At 63.4% G+C, this 15,336-nt stretch carries 12 protein-coding genes; 3 read left to right on the top strand and 9 right to left on the bottom strand.

All coding sequences use genetic code 11. The annotated features are described in order from the left end of the window. Positions 1-8: 8 nt before the first annotated feature. The 3 genes from LB557_RS20355 to LB557_RS20345 all read right to left on the bottom strand — a co-directional run bounded on the left by LB557_RS20355 (position 9) and on the right by LB557_RS20345 (position 3,856). The gene (locus LB557_RS20355; RefSeq protein WP_015315804.1) at positions 9-1,379 is read right to left on the bottom strand and encodes a glutamine synthetase family protein; all 1,371 of its coding nucleotides are present in this window, start codon (positions 1,377-1,379) and stop codon (positions 9-11) included. 96 nt (positions 1,380-1,475) lie between these two features. Further along, entirely contained in the window at positions 1,476-3,017 is a 1,542-nt protein-coding gene (locus LB557_RS20350) for an amino acid permease (protein ID WP_015315803.1), read from the bottom strand. Next, entirely contained in the window at positions 3,014-3,856 is an 843-nt protein-coding gene (locus LB557_RS20345; RefSeq protein ID WP_224641134.1) for an N-formylglutamate amidohydrolase, read from the bottom strand. The genes LB557_RS20350 and LB557_RS20345 overlap by 4 nt, the downstream gene beginning before the upstream one ends. Positions 3,857-4,001: 145 nt before the next feature. On the opposite strand from LB557_RS20345, the gene LB557_RS20340 reads away from it, so the two are divergent. The 3 genes from LB557_RS20340 (at position 4,002) to LB557_RS20330 (ending at position 9,318) form a co-directional block, all read left to right on the top strand. Beyond that, a complete protein-coding gene (locus LB557_RS20340) occupies positions 4,002-4,829 on the top strand; it encodes a MurR/RpiR family transcriptional regulator (RefSeq protein ID WP_015315801.1) in 828 nt (275 codons plus the stop codon). Positions 4,830-5,029: 200 nt separating this feature from the next. Then, entirely contained in the window at positions 5,030-6,190 is a 1,161-nt protein-coding gene (locus tag LB557_RS20335; RefSeq protein ID WP_224641136.1) for an efflux RND transporter periplasmic adaptor subunit, read from the top strand. Further along, a complete protein-coding gene (locus LB557_RS20330) occupies positions 6,187-9,318 on the top strand; it encodes an efflux RND transporter permease subunit (protein ID WP_224641138.1) in 3,132 nt (1,043 codons plus the stop codon). Before LB557_RS20335 ends, LB557_RS20330 begins: the two co-directional genes overlap by 4 nt. Positions 9,319-9,324: 6 nt before the next feature. On the opposite strand, the gene LB557_RS20325 is transcribed toward LB557_RS20330, so the two are convergent. The 6 genes from LB557_RS20325 to LB557_RS20300 form a co-directional block, all read right to left on the bottom strand. Beyond that, positions 9,325-9,732 carry a GtrA family protein gene (locus LB557_RS20325; RefSeq protein WP_140661756.1) on the bottom strand — a complete coding sequence of 136 codons (408 nt, stop codon included), beginning with the start codon at positions 9,730-9,732 and terminating at the stop codon, positions 9,325-9,327. Continuing rightward, positions 9,729-10,547, bottom strand: coding sequence for a ChbG/HpnK family deacetylase (locus tag LB557_RS20320; protein ID WP_224641141.1), 819 nt, complete (start codon positions 10,545-10,547; stop codon positions 9,729-9,731). Before LB557_RS20320 ends, LB557_RS20325 begins: the two co-directional genes overlap by 4 nt. Next, positions 10,544-11,530, bottom strand: coding sequence for a glycosyltransferase family 2 protein (locus LB557_RS20315; RefSeq protein WP_224641143.1), 987 nt, complete (start codon positions 11,528-11,530; stop codon positions 10,544-10,546). The genes LB557_RS20320 and LB557_RS20315 overlap by 4 nt, the downstream gene beginning before the upstream one ends. Further along, complete coding sequence (locus LB557_RS20310; RefSeq protein ID WP_224641145.1) at positions 11,523-12,689, bottom strand: glycosyltransferase 87 family protein; 1,167 nt, start codon at positions 12,687-12,689, stop codon at positions 11,523-11,525. The genes LB557_RS20315 and LB557_RS20310 overlap by 8 nt, the downstream gene beginning before the upstream one ends. A 210-nt stretch (positions 12,690-12,899) precedes the next feature. Then, complete coding sequence (locus tag LB557_RS20305) at positions 12,900-13,937, bottom strand: zinc-binding dehydrogenase (RefSeq protein ID WP_224641147.1); 1,038 nt, start codon at positions 13,935-13,937, stop codon at positions 12,900-12,902. A 45-nt stretch (positions 13,938-13,982) separates the two neighbouring features. Beyond that, positions 13,983-15,224, bottom strand: a complete 1,242-nt coding sequence (locus LB557_RS20300) for an acyl-CoA dehydrogenase family protein (protein ID WP_224641149.1) — start codon at positions 15,222-15,224, stop codon at positions 13,983-13,985. Positions 15,225-15,336: the final 112 nt, after the last annotated feature.

Below are 15,336 nucleotides of genomic sequence, written 5' to 3'. Positions count from 1 at the left end.
ATAAAGCTTTAGTAGCGCTCGAACCCTCTGTGCAGTTCCCAATCCGTGATACGCCGATCGTATTCGAACTGCTCCCACTTCGCTGTGTGGACATAGTGCTCGAGCACATCCTCGCCGAGCGCCTGTTTCAGCATCTTCGATTTCGCCAGCGTCTCGGTCGCATCGCGCAGCGTCTTTGGAATTTCCGGCAAACGAGAAGCCTGATAGGCGTCGCCGACGAAAGGCTTCTGCAATTCCAGCTTCTCGTCGATACCGGCGAGGCCGGCCGCGATCAGCGCCGCGAAGGCGAGATAGGGATTGAGGTCGGCGCCGCCGATGCGGCATTCCATGCGGATGCCCTTGGTGCCCTCGCCGCACAGGCGGAAGCCCGCGGTGCGGTTGTCTTCGCTCCACATGATCTTGGTCGGCGCGAAAGTGCCGGCCTGGAAGCGCTTGTAGGAATTGATGTAGGGCGCCAGGAACCAGGTGAATTCCTTGGCGTATTTCAGCTGCCCGGCCGCCCATTGCTGGCCGAGCGTCGACAAGGTCCAGTCGGCTTGTCTGTCGAAGAACAGCGGCGTCTTGCCGTCCGCGCTCCACAGCGAATTGTGGATGTGGCTCGAATTGCCGGCGAGACCGTAATTATACTTGGACATGAAGGAAATCGCCTTGCCTTCGGACTCGGCAATCTCCTTGGCGCCGTTCTTCAGGATGACGTGGCGGTCGGCCATGTCGAGCGCCTCGGCGTAGCGCACATTGATCTCTTCCTGGCCCGGACCCCACTCGCCCTTGGAATTCTCGATTGGAATACCGGCGGCTTCCATCTCGTTGCGAAGCCGGCGCATGACGCCTTCTTCCTTGGTGGTGATGCCGATCTGGTAGTCGCCAATATAGGGCGAGGCTGTATCGAGCCCCTGCCAATGCTTCTTGCGGGCGGAATCGTAGGTTTCGTTAAACAGATAGAATTCGAGCTCGGAAGCGAAATAGCCGATATAGCCGCGCTCGCTCAGCCGCTTGACCTGCTTCTTCAGGATGGCGCGCGGCGAATGCGGCAGGTCGTCATGGGTGTGGTGGTCGAGCACGTCGCAAATGACGAGCGCCGTCTTTTCCAGCCAGGGAATGCGCCGCAGCGTCGCCAGGTCCGGCTTCATGACGAAGTCGCCATAGCCCTTCGACCAGCTTGCCGCCTTGTAGCCCGGCACCGGCTCCATATCGATGTCGGCCGCCAGCAGGTAATTGCAGCCATGCGTCTCGTCATGCGCGGAATCGACGAAGTATTGCGCCAGGAACCGCTTTCCCGCCAACCGGCCCTGCATGTCGACAATGCATGCCAGCACCGTGTCGATCTCGCCGCTGGAGACCGCTTTCTTCAACTGATCGAACGAGAAACTTCCGGCCATTCCTTTGGCACTCCAGTGCTTGGCGTTTCGGGCTTGTCATATTGAACGAGAACAAAAAACCGTGGCGAGCGAACCCGCCACGGCTTGATTGGTTGTTTAGGCGGATTCGCCGACGGCCTTTTCGGCCGCTGCGATGATCGCCCTGCGCTTGGCGATTGCCGTCTCGCCGATGGGCGGCCCCTGGAAGCGGCGGTTCTCGACGGCAAACCACAAAACGACAAGCAGAACGATCAATCCGATCGCATAGTTGATCAAGATGTCGAAGGGCGGTTGGATGCCGGCATACATCAACACCAGAACACCAAGCACGGTGATGACGGCGAACGGCTTTGACCAGATGCCGAGCCGGAATGGCCCGAACTCGGTCCAGCTCTTTCCTTCCGCAAGAAGTCCGGCCGCGATCGGCATGGCGTAGGAGACGTAGAGGAAGAGTGCGCAGCCGGCTGCCAGCGCCGCGAAAGCCGGCGAATAGAGCGTGGCGGCAATCGACAGAACGACGCCGAGCCAGATGGCCGGAACGGGCGTGCGCCAGGTCGGCGAAACCTGCTTCCATAAAGAAGACCCTGGCAGACCTCCGTCACGCGAAAAGGCAAAGATCATGCGCGAGGTCGAAGTGAGCCCTGCTAGCGCGCACAGATAGTTCGACAGCACGATGGCGATGCCGAGCAGAGCCTTGAGCCAGGTTGGCGCCGGCAGATTGTTGAACAGGTTGAACCAGGCATTGCCGCCGTCCTTGGCGGTCGCCACGAGATCGGGGCTGGCAAGGACGAAGGAGACCGCCATGACGAAACCGAAGACGAGAGACCAGAGGACCGCGTGGATCATGCCTCTGGGCACAGCGACGCGGGCATTGTGCGTTTCCTCGGCGGTATGCGCGGAGGCGTCAAAGCCGGTGATCGTGTAAAGCGGGTAGAGAAGGCCAATCAGGAAGGCCACGAGTGCGGTGCGGGCCGTCGGAACATAGCCACCACCGAGATCGCCGGTCGTGTTGACGAAAGTCGTCAGCCGCGCGAGATCGAAGCCATGCGCGCCCCAGATCAGGAATGTCAGCGTCAGCACGACCGCGACAACGAGGATGAGGTAGCCGGAAAAATCGGTCAACATCGTCGTCGTCTTGATGCCGAGATGATTGAACAAACCTTGGGTAACTGTAATCAAGACGACTGCCGCCGTCTGTTGCCAGAAGCCCCAGGCCGATGTGTCCCAGCCGAAGATCGGGCCAGCAACGAGCCCCTGAAACAGCAGGTAGACGCCGACATTCACCGAAGCGACGACGAAGATCAGGCCGAGCAAGTTGATCCAGGCCGTGGCCCAGCCCCAGCCGCGTCCGCCCAGGATCGAGGACCAGTGATAGAGGCCGCCGGCTGTCGGATAGGCCGATCCAATCTGGCCGAGAGACGCCGCGACCACGAGCGCAAAGACGCCGCCGATGACCCAGCCGATGGTCGCCTCGAAACCGCTGCCGGTCGCCATGGCCAGTGGGAAAGACGTAATGCCGCCCGCCAGAATGCAGATGATCGAGAAGGAAATGGCGAAGTTGGAGAAGCCGCTCATGCGGCGCGCTAGTTCTTGGGCGTAGCCCATACTGTGGAGGATTTTTGTGTCCTCCGACTTGTCAGAGTGATCAGGTGTTGTCATGTCAGAGTTCCCCTATTGGTTCTTAGCTGGCCGATTGAACTGACTTTCCGACTGCGCTTCGTCGAGAGCCCTTGGCCCTCTGGCTCCAGATCCGAAAAAATGCCCGTGAGCATATCCGCCCATTTCCGCTGCCCGGTTTCGCCGGAGATTTCATCGTTGCGGATTTCGATCATCGCGCAGGGTAGCCCGCGCGAGCGCGCATGCCGTTCCAGCGTGAAATAGACGCGGTCGGCCGGCGAATAGGGTTCGTTGATGCCGACGGTGATGCCTGAGAGCCGTTGCAGCGCCGATATCAGCGGCGACGCCAGCCGGCGATCATCGTCATGGATGATGCCGATATGCCAGGGCCGATTGCGGCCTTTATAGACCGGCGTGAAGGAATGAACGGAAACCAGGCGGGTCTCCTGGCCGCGCGCCAACCGGTCCTCGACGATGCGCTCGATGGCGCCATGGAACGGTTGCCATGACAGGGCGACCCGCGCCGCGCGCTGTTTTTCCGACAAGCCGGTATTGCCCGGTATGGCAGTGGTTTCGCTGACCGGCGGCACAAGGTCCGGCGCGTCGAGCGGCCGGTTGCAGTCGATGACGAGACGCGAAATGCGGCTTTCGACCAGCGTCGCATCAAGCGCCTGCGCCATCCGCAGCGCAACCGGCAGTGCGCCGGGATCCCAGGCGATGTGACGCGACAGGTCGTCGGCGGCGAGGCCGAGCGTGCCGAATTCAGCCGGCAGGAAATTGGAAGCGTGATCGCAGGTCAGCACGAAGGGGCTCGATCCGCCGGGGTTCGTCACCCCTACGGTATCAGACGATGCAAGGCTGGCGGGCCGCGCTGTCTCCATAGTCCTGCCGTCCCCTGGGAGCGCTGTATCGTATGTTACGTATTTTGTTTCATTGCGTCCCGGTGGATGATTTCATACAGTTTGTTTGGCTTTGTCAAATGCGATCTGGGGAAAAGACGGTCGGCGGGCCAAGGGTGGGGAAAAGATGATTTCCAACATTGCCGAATTGATTGCCGACCGTATCGGCGCGATGCCCGCCGGCGAACGGCGCGCAGCGCAGACGCTGATCGCGAGCTATCCGATGATCGGCCTCAAGACAGTCGCCGAATTCTCATCCGCGGCCGGCGTCTCCTCGCCGACGATCCTGCGTTTCGTCGCCCGGCTGGGCTTCCAGAATTACCCCGAGTTCCAGTCGAGCCTGCAGGATGAACTGGCGGCGCAATTGCAATCGCCGGCGATACGAACGCTCAACCCGCCCTCGCCTAGTGGCGGCACGGTGTCGCCCATGCTGGAAGCAACGCTCGACAATATGCGCGAGACCTTCAGGCACCTGTCCGACAAGCAGCTTGCCGACATTGCCACCAGGCTGGCCGAGCGGCGTGGCAAGACATTCCTGATCGGCGGCCGCTTTACCGACCCGCTGGCGCGCTACATGGCCGCCCATCTCGCCGTCATCCAGCCCGATGTCTTTCACCTCGCCGGCCAGGAGAGCATGTGGCGTGACCGGCTGATTGACATGGGCAAGCGCGACGTGCTGGTGATCTTCGACATCAGGCGCTACCAGGACAGCCTCGTCCGCTTCGCCGAGAAGGCGCATCAGCGCGGCGTTCAGATCGTACTGTTCACCGACCAGTGGCTGTCGCCGATCGCCCGCTTTGCTCGCCATGTCATCGCCGGACGAACCGCCGTGCCTTCCGCATGGGATTCCTCGGCGGCACTTTTCGTCGTCGCCGAAACGCTGATCGGCGCCGTCACCAGGCAACTTGAGGCCGACGGCGCCCGGCGCATCCGCGAGATGGAAGGCCTGCGATAAGCAGAATCCTCCGGATCACTGCATCGGCTTCGCGACCGTCTCGGTTTCACGTTACCGAGATTTAATGTGCACGATTGCGTGATAATTGCCATAAACCGCTGATATCGGGGTGTGGCGTGGCCGGATTTTTGCCGCCCGCCCGCATCGTCGCTGTGCCGTTCCTTTGCGAATGGCCGACGATTTCTGAAACCGGAGTGTCGATGCGGACCTGGAAGCAAATTGTCGTTGCGCTTGTGATCGTGGTCGCCGCCGCGGCCGCCTGGGCAGGCTTCTATCCAGGCGCGCCGGCAGTGCTGGCGCGCTGGGGGATGGATTGGGCCTACGCGGCAACGCCTCCCGCCGGAAGCGGTGCGGACGGCGCGAAACAGGCTGGCAATCGCAATGGAGTCCGGCAGGTCAACGTCGTCGCCTTGCCTGCCGGTACGGCCACCATAAACGACCGCCTGCAAGCGATCGGCACCGGCCGTGCCAACGCCTCGGTGACCGTCAATCCCTACAGTTCCGGCCGTCTTGCCGAGTTGCTGGTCGAATCCGGCACTCATGTCGACAAGGGACAGATCATCGCAACGCTCGATTCCGAGACGGAGATCATCGCACAGGACCGCGCCAAGCTTGCCTTGCAGGATGCTCAGTCCAAGCTCGACCGCGTCAAGTCGCTGCGTGCCTCCAACGCGGCGACACCGGTCGCGGTCGCCGATGCCGAAGTGGTTCTGGCCGGCGCCAAGCTGGCGCTTCAGGATGCCGAGCTTGCACTGCAGCGCCGCTCGATCCTGGCGCCGATCACCGGCACGGTCGGCATCCTGCCGATCTCGGCCGGCAATTACGTCACCAACCAGTCGGCGATCGCCACGCTTGACGACCGGTCCTCTATCCTGGTCGATTTCCAGGTACCCGAGCGCTTCGCCGCCGCCGTCAAGGTCGGCGCGCAATTGACGGCGACGCCGATCGCCAATCCGAGCAACGCGTACACCGGCACGGTTTCGGCGATCGACAATCATATCGACGAAAAGAGCCGCACACTTCTGGTCAAGGCCACCATCGCCAATCCGGCCGATTCGCTGCGCGCCGGCATGTCGTTCTCCATCACCATGAAATTCCCCGGCGAGACCTATCCGGCCGTCAGCCCGCTGGCGATCCTCTGGGGTTCGGACGGCGCCTATGTCTGGCAAGTCGAGGACGGCAAGGCCAGGCGCGTGCCGGTGCGCATCATCCAGCGCAACACCGAGACCGTATTGATCGACGCGGAGATCGACAGCGGCGACATGGTGGTCACCGAAGGCACCCAAAGTGTCAGCGAAGGCGGCGAGGTTCGCATCGCGGGCCAGGAGCAGCGCGCCGCCAACGCCGCGGAAGGCTCATGACCGGCTCCGTCAACGCCGCCAGCGATACCGGCTTCACCGCACTGTTCATCCGCAGGCCGGTCATGGCGTTCGTGCTGAACACCCTTATAGCCGTTGCCGGCCTCGCTGCCTTCTACGGTGTCGAAATCCGCGAATTGCCCGACGTCGACCGCGCCGTCGTCACGGTCTCCACGACCTTCGAAGGCGCGGCCGCCGAAACCGTCGACCGCGAACTGACCGACACGATCGAGGGCGCCGTCGCTCGTGTCTCCGGCGTCAAATCGATCTCGTCTTCCTCCTCCTTCGGCTCGAGCCGCGTCACCATCGAATTCAACGACGGTGTCGATCTCAATGTCGCCGCCTCGGATGTGCGTGATGCCGTCGGCCGGGTCGCCAACCAGATGCCCGATACCGCCGATCCGCCGCGCATCGTCAAGGCCGATGCCAATTCCGACGCGGTGATGCGGCTGGCGGTGACTTCGGACACCATGTCGATCCAGGACATGACGGTGGTGGTCCAGGACCAGATCGAGGACGAACTGGCCGCCGTGCCCGGCGTCGCCGACGTCCAGGTCTATGGCGACCGCGACAAGATCTTTCGCATCGATGTCGACCAGAACAAGCTCGCCAGCCTCGGCTTCACGGTCGCCGACCTCCGGGCGGCGCTTGCCTCCGTCGCCTTCGATTCCCCGGCCGGGTCGATCACAACGACCAACCAGGACCTGATCGTCCGCACCACGGCCGACGTGACGACGCCCGAGGAATTCGAAAACATCATCATCGGCGGCACGACGCGCATCCGCGATGTCGCGACCGTCACGCTCGGCCCCGATGTTGGCCAGACGACGCTGCGTTCGGACGGCAAGACCGGAATCGGCCTCGGTATTATCCGCCAGGCGGAATCGAACACGCTGGACATTTCGACGGGCGTCCAGGCCGCCGTCGCCAAGCTGCAGGAGAACCTGCCCAAGGGCATGTCGATCAAGATCACCAGCGACGACGCTGTCTTCGTCAAGGGTGCGGTGCACGAGGTCGAGATCGCGCTTGGCCTGTCGGTCACCATGGTGCTGATCGTCATCTACATCTTCCTGCTCGACTGGCGCGCCACGCTCATCCCCGGCCTGTCGATGCCGGTCGCCATGATCGGCACCATCGCCGCCATCTATCTAGCCGGCTTCTCGGTCAACATCCTGACGCTGCTCGCTTTGGTGCTGGCCACCGGCCTTGTGGTCGACGACGCCATCGTCGTCTTGGAAAACATCGTGCGACGGCGCAATGAAGGCATGGGGCCGCGTGCGGCGGCCGTGCTCGGCGCGCAGGAAGTGTTCTTCGCCGTCGTCGCCACGACACTGACGCTTGTCGCCGTCTTCGTGCCGATCTCGTTCCTGCCCGGCCAGACCGGCGGCCTGTTCCGCGAATTCGGTTTCGTGCTTGCGATGTCGGTGCTTCTGTCCTGCGTGGTCGCGCTGACGCTTTGCCCGATGCTTGCCTCGCGCATGCTGACCAGCGCGCCGCTTCACCACGAAGGCGGCCAAGGCATCGGCGCTCGCATCGGCGGCGTCCTGAATGCCGGCTACAAGCGCGCGCTGCACGCTTGCCTCGACGCGCCCTGGATCGTGGTTCTGGTCGCGGTGCTGTTTGCCGGCGTCGCCTTCGCGCTGTTCGGCACCATCCGCCAGGAACTGACGCCGACCGAGGACCGCGCCGCCGTGCTGTTGCGCATCAACGCCCCGCAAGGCGTCAGTCTCGACTACACGACGCAGCAGATGCAGAAGATCGAGCGGCTGATCCAGCCGATGCGCGATTCCGGCGAGATCCGCTCGACCTTCGAAAACGCCGGCCAGAACGGTTCCTACAATTCGGGCTTCATGGTGATGACGCTGGCGCCGTGGGACGAGCGCAGCCGCAGCCAGCAGGAGATCATGGCCGAGATCAGTCAGTTGACCAGGCAGGTGCCCAGCGTGCGGATCTTCCCGGTCCAACCCAACAGTCTCGGCATCCGCGGCGCCGGCAACGGCCTGCAATTCGCTCTGGTTGGCAACGACCGGAAGGCGCTTGGCGATGCAGCGGTCAAGATCATCGCCGAGATGCAGAAGGATGAGCGCTTTCAGACGCCGCGCCTGTCGATCGACCCGACGCAGCCGCAACTGGCCGTAGCGATAGATCGTGAGCGCGCCTCCGATCTCGGCATCGACATCACGGGGCTCGCCAACACCATGCAAGCCATGCTCGACGGCAACGACGTCGTCGATGTCTACATCGCCGACCGCAGCTACGGGGTGAAACTGGTCTCGACCACCAATCCGATCAACGATCCGACCGATCTGGAAAATGTGTTCCTCAAGACGGCGGATGGCCGCTTCGTGCCGATGTCGACCATCGCCACCCTGACCGAGCGCGCCGTACCACCGTCGCTGTCGCGCGAACAGCAGCAGCCTTCGGTGGCGATCACCTCGAACCTTTCTGGCAATTTCGCGCTTGGCGATGCGCTGACACGCGCCGAGCAGATCGCCACGCCGCTCCTGCCGCCTGGAAGCCGCATCCTGCCCCTGGCCGAGGCAGCGACTTTGGGTGAAACCAACAGCGCCATGGTCACCATCTTCGGCTTCGCCCTGGTCATCATCCTCCTGGTGCTGGCCGCTCAGTTCGAGAGTTTCGTCAGCGCCGTCATGATCATGGCGACGGTGCCGCTCGGCCTTGCCTGCGCCATTTTCGCGCTGCTGCTTTCAGACACCAGCCTCAACGCCTACAGCCAGATCGGCCTGGTGCTGCTGGTCGGCGTCATGGCCAAGAACGGCATCCTGATCGTCGAATTCGCCAACCAGCTGCGAGATCGGGGCCTGGGCGTGCGCGAAGCGATCGAGCAGGCTTCCACCATCCGCCTGCGGCCGGTGATGATGACGATGATCTGCACCATACTTGGCGGTGTGCCGCTCGTGCTGGCCGCCGGCGCGGGCGCCGAGGCACGCGTGGCGCTCGGCTGGGTCATTGTCGGCGGGCTTGGCCTGGCCACCATCTCGACACTGTTCCTGACCCCGGTCGCTTATCTCCTGCTTGGCCGCTTCGTCACGCCGAAGACCCATGAGGAAGCACGGCTGAAGCGCGAACTCGAGGAAGCCGCCTACACCAACGTGGAACCGGCGGAATAGAGATACCTATTTCAGCAGCCGGCCCTCGATCGACCAACGCGCGGCAAGGAAGTTCAGCACGGCCGCCACGATGACCCCGCCGATCTTTGCCGGCCACACACCGCCGATGCCGGCGAAGAGTGCGATCGACAGGCTGGACACGCCGAGCGAAATCAACGCCCCAGCCGAGACGAAGCGCAGGAAGGCATCATGCAGCCGAATGGCGTGATTGCGTTCGAACGACCAGAAGCCATTCGCCACGAAAGAGAAGACGACGGCAATCGACCAAGAGATGACATTGGCGGACAGCGGCGGGGCGTGCAGCTTGAGCAGCAGGAAAAAACCGGCAAGGTCGATGGCCGTATTTGCCAGTCCGACCAGCGCAAAACGGACGATCTTGCTGCCGGTCGAACGCCGTGGCTGAACGCCATTCATTCCCGGCCGTCCAAGATCTCGACACCGGCTCGGGCCAGGCTCGCGCCGAACACATCCGAAGCCAGAACGCCGAATTCCACTTCGCGCACGCCTTGCATCGGGTCACGCGCGCACAGCGTTTGGTCGACATGGCCGGGGTGGCACATGAACAGCCCACGGTCCGACAGCGCTTCGACGGCAGCCTCCAGCAAGGGGGCGAACTTTTCGGGTTGCCGCCAGTCATAGATGCCGGCGAGCGGCTTCAAAACGGCAAAGCCGGCACGCTGCATCGATTGGTTGAAGCCGGCGGCCACGGCAGCGATTGCCGCGATTTTCGGTGCGGCGGCGGCATCGCTCAGCGCCGGAGCGCCTCGCAGCACCGGCCTGCCGGCAGTGTCGGGAAAACGTGTCCGCAGCCAGCCGCGCACGACAGGCAGGAAATGCACGTGCTGATGACCGTCGATGAAGTCGGGTTTGCGGCCCAGCGCCTCGACGAAACGGCTATATTGCGCGTCGAGTTCGGCATGGACGTCGCGCTCGTCGACCCGCCCGCGCAGGACCGGCAGGGCCAGCGAACGAAGCGGCGGCAACCGGCCCCCGGGCGCCAGGCTCGATTTGCCTGTGACCGCTGGCTGGTCCGTAAGGGTCAGGTGCAGCCCGATCGCCGCGCGGCCGCGCAGCGGCTTTATGCGCGCCGCCGCCTCGGCCCATTCCGGAAAACCGGTCATGCAGCTGGTGCCGGTCAGGCGTCTGCGGTCGAGCAGGTCGAGAATGCCGGCGCAAACCCCTGGTGCCAGCCCGTAGTCGTCGGCGATCAGGCGAATGCGCCGCGTCATCCGCGGGACGCGCCCGGCGGCTTGTCGCGAGCGGTCTCGCTGAGCACCACATCGCGCACCAGATAGACCGGCCGGTCCTTGCTCTCCGACAGCGTGACCCAGACATATTCGCCGATCAGGCCGAGCAAGGTGAGGTTGAGGCCGCCGAGCAGCACGACGGCGACCATCAGGCTGGGGTAACCAGGCACGGCAACGCCGTAGAACATCACCTCGAAGAACACTTTGGCGCCGTAAACGACGCCCGCCAGCGCCGCCAGCATCCCGCTCAAGCTGATGATGCGCAGCGGAATGACGGAAAACGATGTAAACCCTTCCAGCGAAAAGGCGATCAGGTTGAGCCGGCTCCATTTCGACGTGCCGATGGCGCGGTTTTCCGGCGAATAGGGTATGGCTTTCTGACGGAAACCGGCCCAGGCGAACAGGCCCTTGTTGAAGCGCCGCTTGTCGCGCAGGCTGGTCAGCGCACGCACCACGGGACCCCGCATGACGCGAAAATCACCGGCGTTCTCCGGAATGTCGAAACGCTGGCTGCTGTTGATCAGGCTGTAGAAAAGACGCGCCAGCTGGCTGCGCCGCCAGCTCGCCTCGCGGCGGTCGTTCTGCGCGTACACGACGTCGATGTCTGGGCTTTCCACCAGCTCGGCGATCATCTTCAAGCTGATATCGATGGAATGCTGCAGATCCGAATCCATGATCAGCACCATGTCGCCCCGCGACTGGTCGAGGCCGGCGAGCACCGCGACCTCCTTGCCGAAATTGCGGCTGAGGCGAACGATCTCCCACGATCCCGACAGGGCTTGCGAAAATCGCCTGGCGCCATCGTCGAGGCTGCCGTCGTCGACCAGGATCTTGTGGACGGCCATGCCGAAACGGCTTGATACCGCTTCCTCGAGCCTGTCGAGCAGGGCGGCAAAGGCCGGCGCCGATTGCGCCTCGTTGAAGAAGGGCGCCACGATGTCGAGTTTTTGACGCGGATCAGCCATGTGCAACGGGCCCGACGCTCACGATCTTTTCGCGCGCCTTGGCCCAGAACCACCAGATCAGCGAACAGGCGATGAGGGTGACCGCGATCGGCCGGAACCAAGGATAGAAGAAATCATGCATGTGGCGCTCGACGCTGGTCAAACCTGTGAGGAACAATACCGTCGACAGCACCGAGGCCAGGACGCCGCCACGCTCCTCCCGCCACAGTGTGGCGATAGCGAGGCCGGCGGGCACGGCGATCATGGCATAGGTATTTGGCTCGACACGCGGATTGAAGACGCACATGTAGAAGGCAGCCGCCAGGAAGATCGCCAGTCCGGCTATTCCAGGCTGGAGCTTGCGGTCGAACCAGAGGACGGTCGACAGCGTAAGCAATGCCACGACGATGCGCACGATCGTGGCGGCGAACTCAGGCATGGGCAGCCCGGCCGAGGTGAAAGGCGCCGTGAAGTCGGTAGGGACAAAGTGGCCGGACTTGTCGACGGCCATGGAGGTCAACATGCGGGCGAAATCACCGTACTGCTGGTTGAGGTAGCCGGCAGGCGCGAACGCGTACGGTATGGCCAGTACCAACAGCACTGCCAGCACGAGCACGGGTATCAGCCGCAGGCGCAGGGCTCCCACCAGCAAAAGCATGATGATCGCGGTCGGTTTGGCGATGATGGCGACCGAAGCCCAGAAGAAGGTTTCGGCGCGCCGCCCTTCGAGCGCCGACAGGGTCAGAAGCCAGCAGGCCGCGGTCAAAAGGATCGTCGCCTGGCCGTTGCGGATCGCACCCAGTGCCATCGGCAGGGCAAGGAAGAGGCCGAAGGAAAGCAGCCATGGCAATTCCTCACCGCCGATTTTGCGCACTTGCCGCATCGCCGCGAAGGTGAGCGCTGCGAAGCCCACCACATGCCACACCACGCCGCCCAGATAGGGTCCGAGCTTCAGCACCGGCAGGTAAAGCGCGGCGAAGGCTGGCGCATACAGGTACCCCATCTCGGATTGAAGATTGTACAGCGGCCGCCCGGTCAGGAACGCTTCGCTGCCATATCCATAGGCCTGCGTCACCGTGCGCGTGCCGGGCGACCATAGCACCAGGCCGAGAACGATCAGGAATGCCCCGATCCATATGCCCAGCCCCAAACGATCGAAAACCGGCTTGGAAATCGTCATCAATTCACCCCGCACGCCATTGGGGAAGACGCCTCAGCCTTGGCGCCGTCCCGGCATTCGATGGCGGCGACATATCACGGACAAAGCGACGAGGCATAGGGGCCGAAAGACGCGGCGATCAATTTCGGGGATCGTCAAGGATGGTCGACCGAACTGGAAAAAGCGTCCAGAAAGCCTGCGATCGCCCTTCCGGCGCCGCATAAGACGGCATCAGGGCCGGATGAACACCTTGCCGTTGGGCTTGGCCAGTTCCGCCGGCATTAGCGCCATTGCCTCGGCCAGCGGAATGACCGCCGTCACGTCGGTCGACCAGCGTCCGTCGGAAAAACGCTTCTGTGCCTCGAGGACCGCCGGACCTCGCCGATCCCTGGATTGCCGCATCCACTCGCTCAGCCAGAAGCCTTCGATGTGCTTGTGCTGGAAGATCAGCTGGCCAGGCTCGCGGATGATCGTTGCCTCGGGATCAAGCCGGCCGTAGATGATCCAGCGCGCCCTTTTTGGCATCGCGTTGAAGATGGCTGACGCCAGCGGCCCGGTGACGGCATCGAGGAAGATGCGCGGCTGTTCGGCCTTCATCACCTCGCGCAGCGTGGCCTCGAAATCAGGCGCCTTCTCGTTGAGGACATGCGCCGCTCCAAGTTGTTTCAGCAACGCGATCTGCTCGTCACGGCGCACCGTGACAACAGGCCGAAACCCTTCCTCCCTCGCCAGCCCGATGATCAGCTTGCAGAGCTGGCTCGCACCGGCGGTCATGACGAAGGCCTTTTCGCCTTCCTGCTTGACGATGTCGAACATGGCGATCGCGGTCAGCGGATTGACGATCATCGCGGCGCCATCCTCGTCTCGAACCGTATCGAGAAGCGGTATGCAGGCCGCCGCCTCGGCGACGGCATATTCAGCCCACGACCCCCAATTGCTCAGACCGGTGGCGAAAGCGACGCGCTTGCCGACAAGGCTCTTGGGATAGGGCTCCTCGCTGCCCGCGACGACCGTGCCGACACCCTCGAAGCCGGCCGGACGGCCCTTGGCGCGCGGCTGGCCGTACTGGCCCTTGATGAAGGCGACATCCGATGGATTGATCGAAGCGAGGCTGACCTTGATCAGCACTTGGCCAGGTCCGGGCGCAGGCACGCCGATGCTTCCCGGCTCGAGATACGGCTCCATCGCCTCGAGCGCACTGCCGCTCGGCGTCCTCGTATAGCCGTCACCGACCAAGAGCAGCGCCTTCATTTCGGAGGGGATCGTCATTGACGGTATTCCTTGTTTGTCGGCGGCAACGCGGCCGGGCAGCGCTCAGAGCTTTTCGTGCGTGTATTTCTTCAGCTCCATGCGTGCCACCTGCCGCCGATGCACTGCATCCGGCCCGTCGGCGAGGCGCAGCGTCCTGAGATGCGTCCACGAGCGGGCGAGAGGCGTATCCTGGCTGATGCCTTGGGCACCGAACATCTGCACCGCCTCGTCGGTGACCTTGAGCGCCACGCGCGGCGCGATAACCTTGGTCTGGCTGATCCAGGGGGCCGCGGCCCGCGCGTCGCCCTGATCGATCATCCATGCCGCCTTGAGGCAGAGCAGCCGGGCCATCTCGATCTCCATGCGACATTCGGCAACGATGTCGAAATTGGCGCCGAGTTTCGCCAGCTTCTGGCCGAAGGCCTCGCGGCGTAGGGAACGCTGGCACAGCATCTCCAGCGCCATCTCGGCCTGGCCGATGGCGCGCATGCAGTGATGGATGCGGCCGGGGCCGAGCCGGCCTTGCGCGATTTCGAAGCCCCTACCCTCGCCGAGGATCAGGTTCGACGTCGATATCCGCACATTGTCGAAGCGAAGATGCATGTGGCCATGCGGCGCGTCATCGTCGCCATAGACCTGCATCGCCCGGACCTTGGTTACGCCCTTCGCGCCCGAGGGAACCAGGATCATCGAATGGCGGCGGTGCTGTGGCTCTTCATCGCCGGCGGTCCGCACCATGACGATGTAAATGGCGCAGCGCGGGTCACCGGCACCCGACGCCCACCATTTCTCGCCATTGAGCAGATAGTCGCCGCCCTGCCGCTCGCAGCGCATGGAAATGTTGGTGGCGTCGGAGGAGGCGACGTCCGGCTCCGTCATGAGATAGGCCGAGCGGATCTTTCCGTCCAGCAGCGGCTCGAGCCATTCCCGCTTGTGCTCGGCCGAGCCGTAGCGTTCCAGAACCTCCATGTTGCCGGTGTCGGGTGCCGAGCAGTTGAAGGTTTCGGCGCCCAGATGGGCCTTGCCCATCTCCTCGGCCAAATAGGCGTATTCGACGGTGGACAGGCCGTAGCCGCGCTCCGAGCCGGTCAGCCAGAAGTTCCACAGGCCGCGCTCCCGTGCGGTCTTCTTCAGCCCCTCAAGGATCTCCCCCTGGCGCTTGCTGTAGACCCAACGGTCGCCGGCCTTGCCGACCTCGCTCAGGAATTCCTTGTCGAGCGGCATGATCTCGTCGCGCACCATGGCCGCGACGCGGGCGTGGATCGGCTTCAACCGCTCGGTCATGCCGAGATTCATCTCCGTCATCGGTCGCTAACCCTTCATGCAGGCCGGGCATTTTGTCAGTGGCAAGGATGACCGTACTTCGGATAGCCTTGTCAACGCGAACTGTTTGCCCGCAGGCCGTGCGGAGGATTGT

The organism is Mesorhizobium sp. BR115XR7A (assembly GCF_020165315.1).
GTDB lineage: Bacteria > Pseudomonadota > Alphaproteobacteria > Rhizobiales > Rhizobiaceae > Mesorhizobium > Mesorhizobium australicum.
This window is presented reverse-complemented; position numbering and strand designations above follow the sequence as displayed.

Coding starts and splice junctions, on each gene's coding strand:
- LB557_RS20355 (WP_015315804.1), bottom strand. CDS start 1,379: ATGGCCGGAAGTTTCTCGTTCGATCAGTTGAAGAAAGCGGTCTCCAGC.
- LB557_RS20350 (WP_015315803.1), bottom strand. CDS start 3,017: ATGACAACACCTGATCACTCTGACAAGTCGGAGGACACAAAAATCCTC.
- LB557_RS20345 (WP_224641134.1), bottom strand. CDS start 3,856: ATGGAGACAGCGCGGCCCGCCAGCCTTGCATCGTCTGATACCGTAGGG.
- LB557_RS20340 (WP_015315801.1), top strand. CDS start 4,002: ATGATTTCCAACATTGCCGAATTGATTGCCGACCGTATCGGCGCGATG.
- LB557_RS20335 (WP_224641136.1), top strand. CDS start 5,030: ATGCGGACCTGGAAGCAAATTGTCGTTGCGCTTGTGATCGTGGTCGCC.
- LB557_RS20330 (WP_224641138.1), top strand. CDS start 6,187: ATGACCGGCTCCGTCAACGCCGCCAGCGATACCGGCTTCACCGCACTG.
- LB557_RS20325 (WP_140661756.1), bottom strand. CDS start 9,732: ATGAATGGCGTTCAGCCACGGCGTTCGACCGGCAGCAAGATCGTCCGT.
- LB557_RS20320 (WP_224641141.1), bottom strand. CDS start 10,547: ATGACGCGGCGCATTCGCCTGATCGCCGACGACTACGGGCTGGCACCA.
- LB557_RS20315 (WP_224641143.1), bottom strand. CDS start 11,530: ATGGCTGATCCGCGTCAAAAACTCGACATCGTGGCGCCCTTCTTCAAC.
- LB557_RS20310 (WP_224641145.1), bottom strand. CDS start 12,689: ATGACGATTTCCAAGCCGGTTTTCGATCGTTTGGGGCTGGGCATATGG.
- LB557_RS20305 (WP_224641147.1), bottom strand. CDS start 13,937: ATGACGATCCCCTCCGAAATGAAGGCGCTGCTCTTGGTCGGTGACGGC.
- LB557_RS20300 (WP_224641149.1), bottom strand. CDS start 15,224: ATGACGGAGATGAATCTCGGCATGACCGAGCGGTTGAAGCCGATCCAC.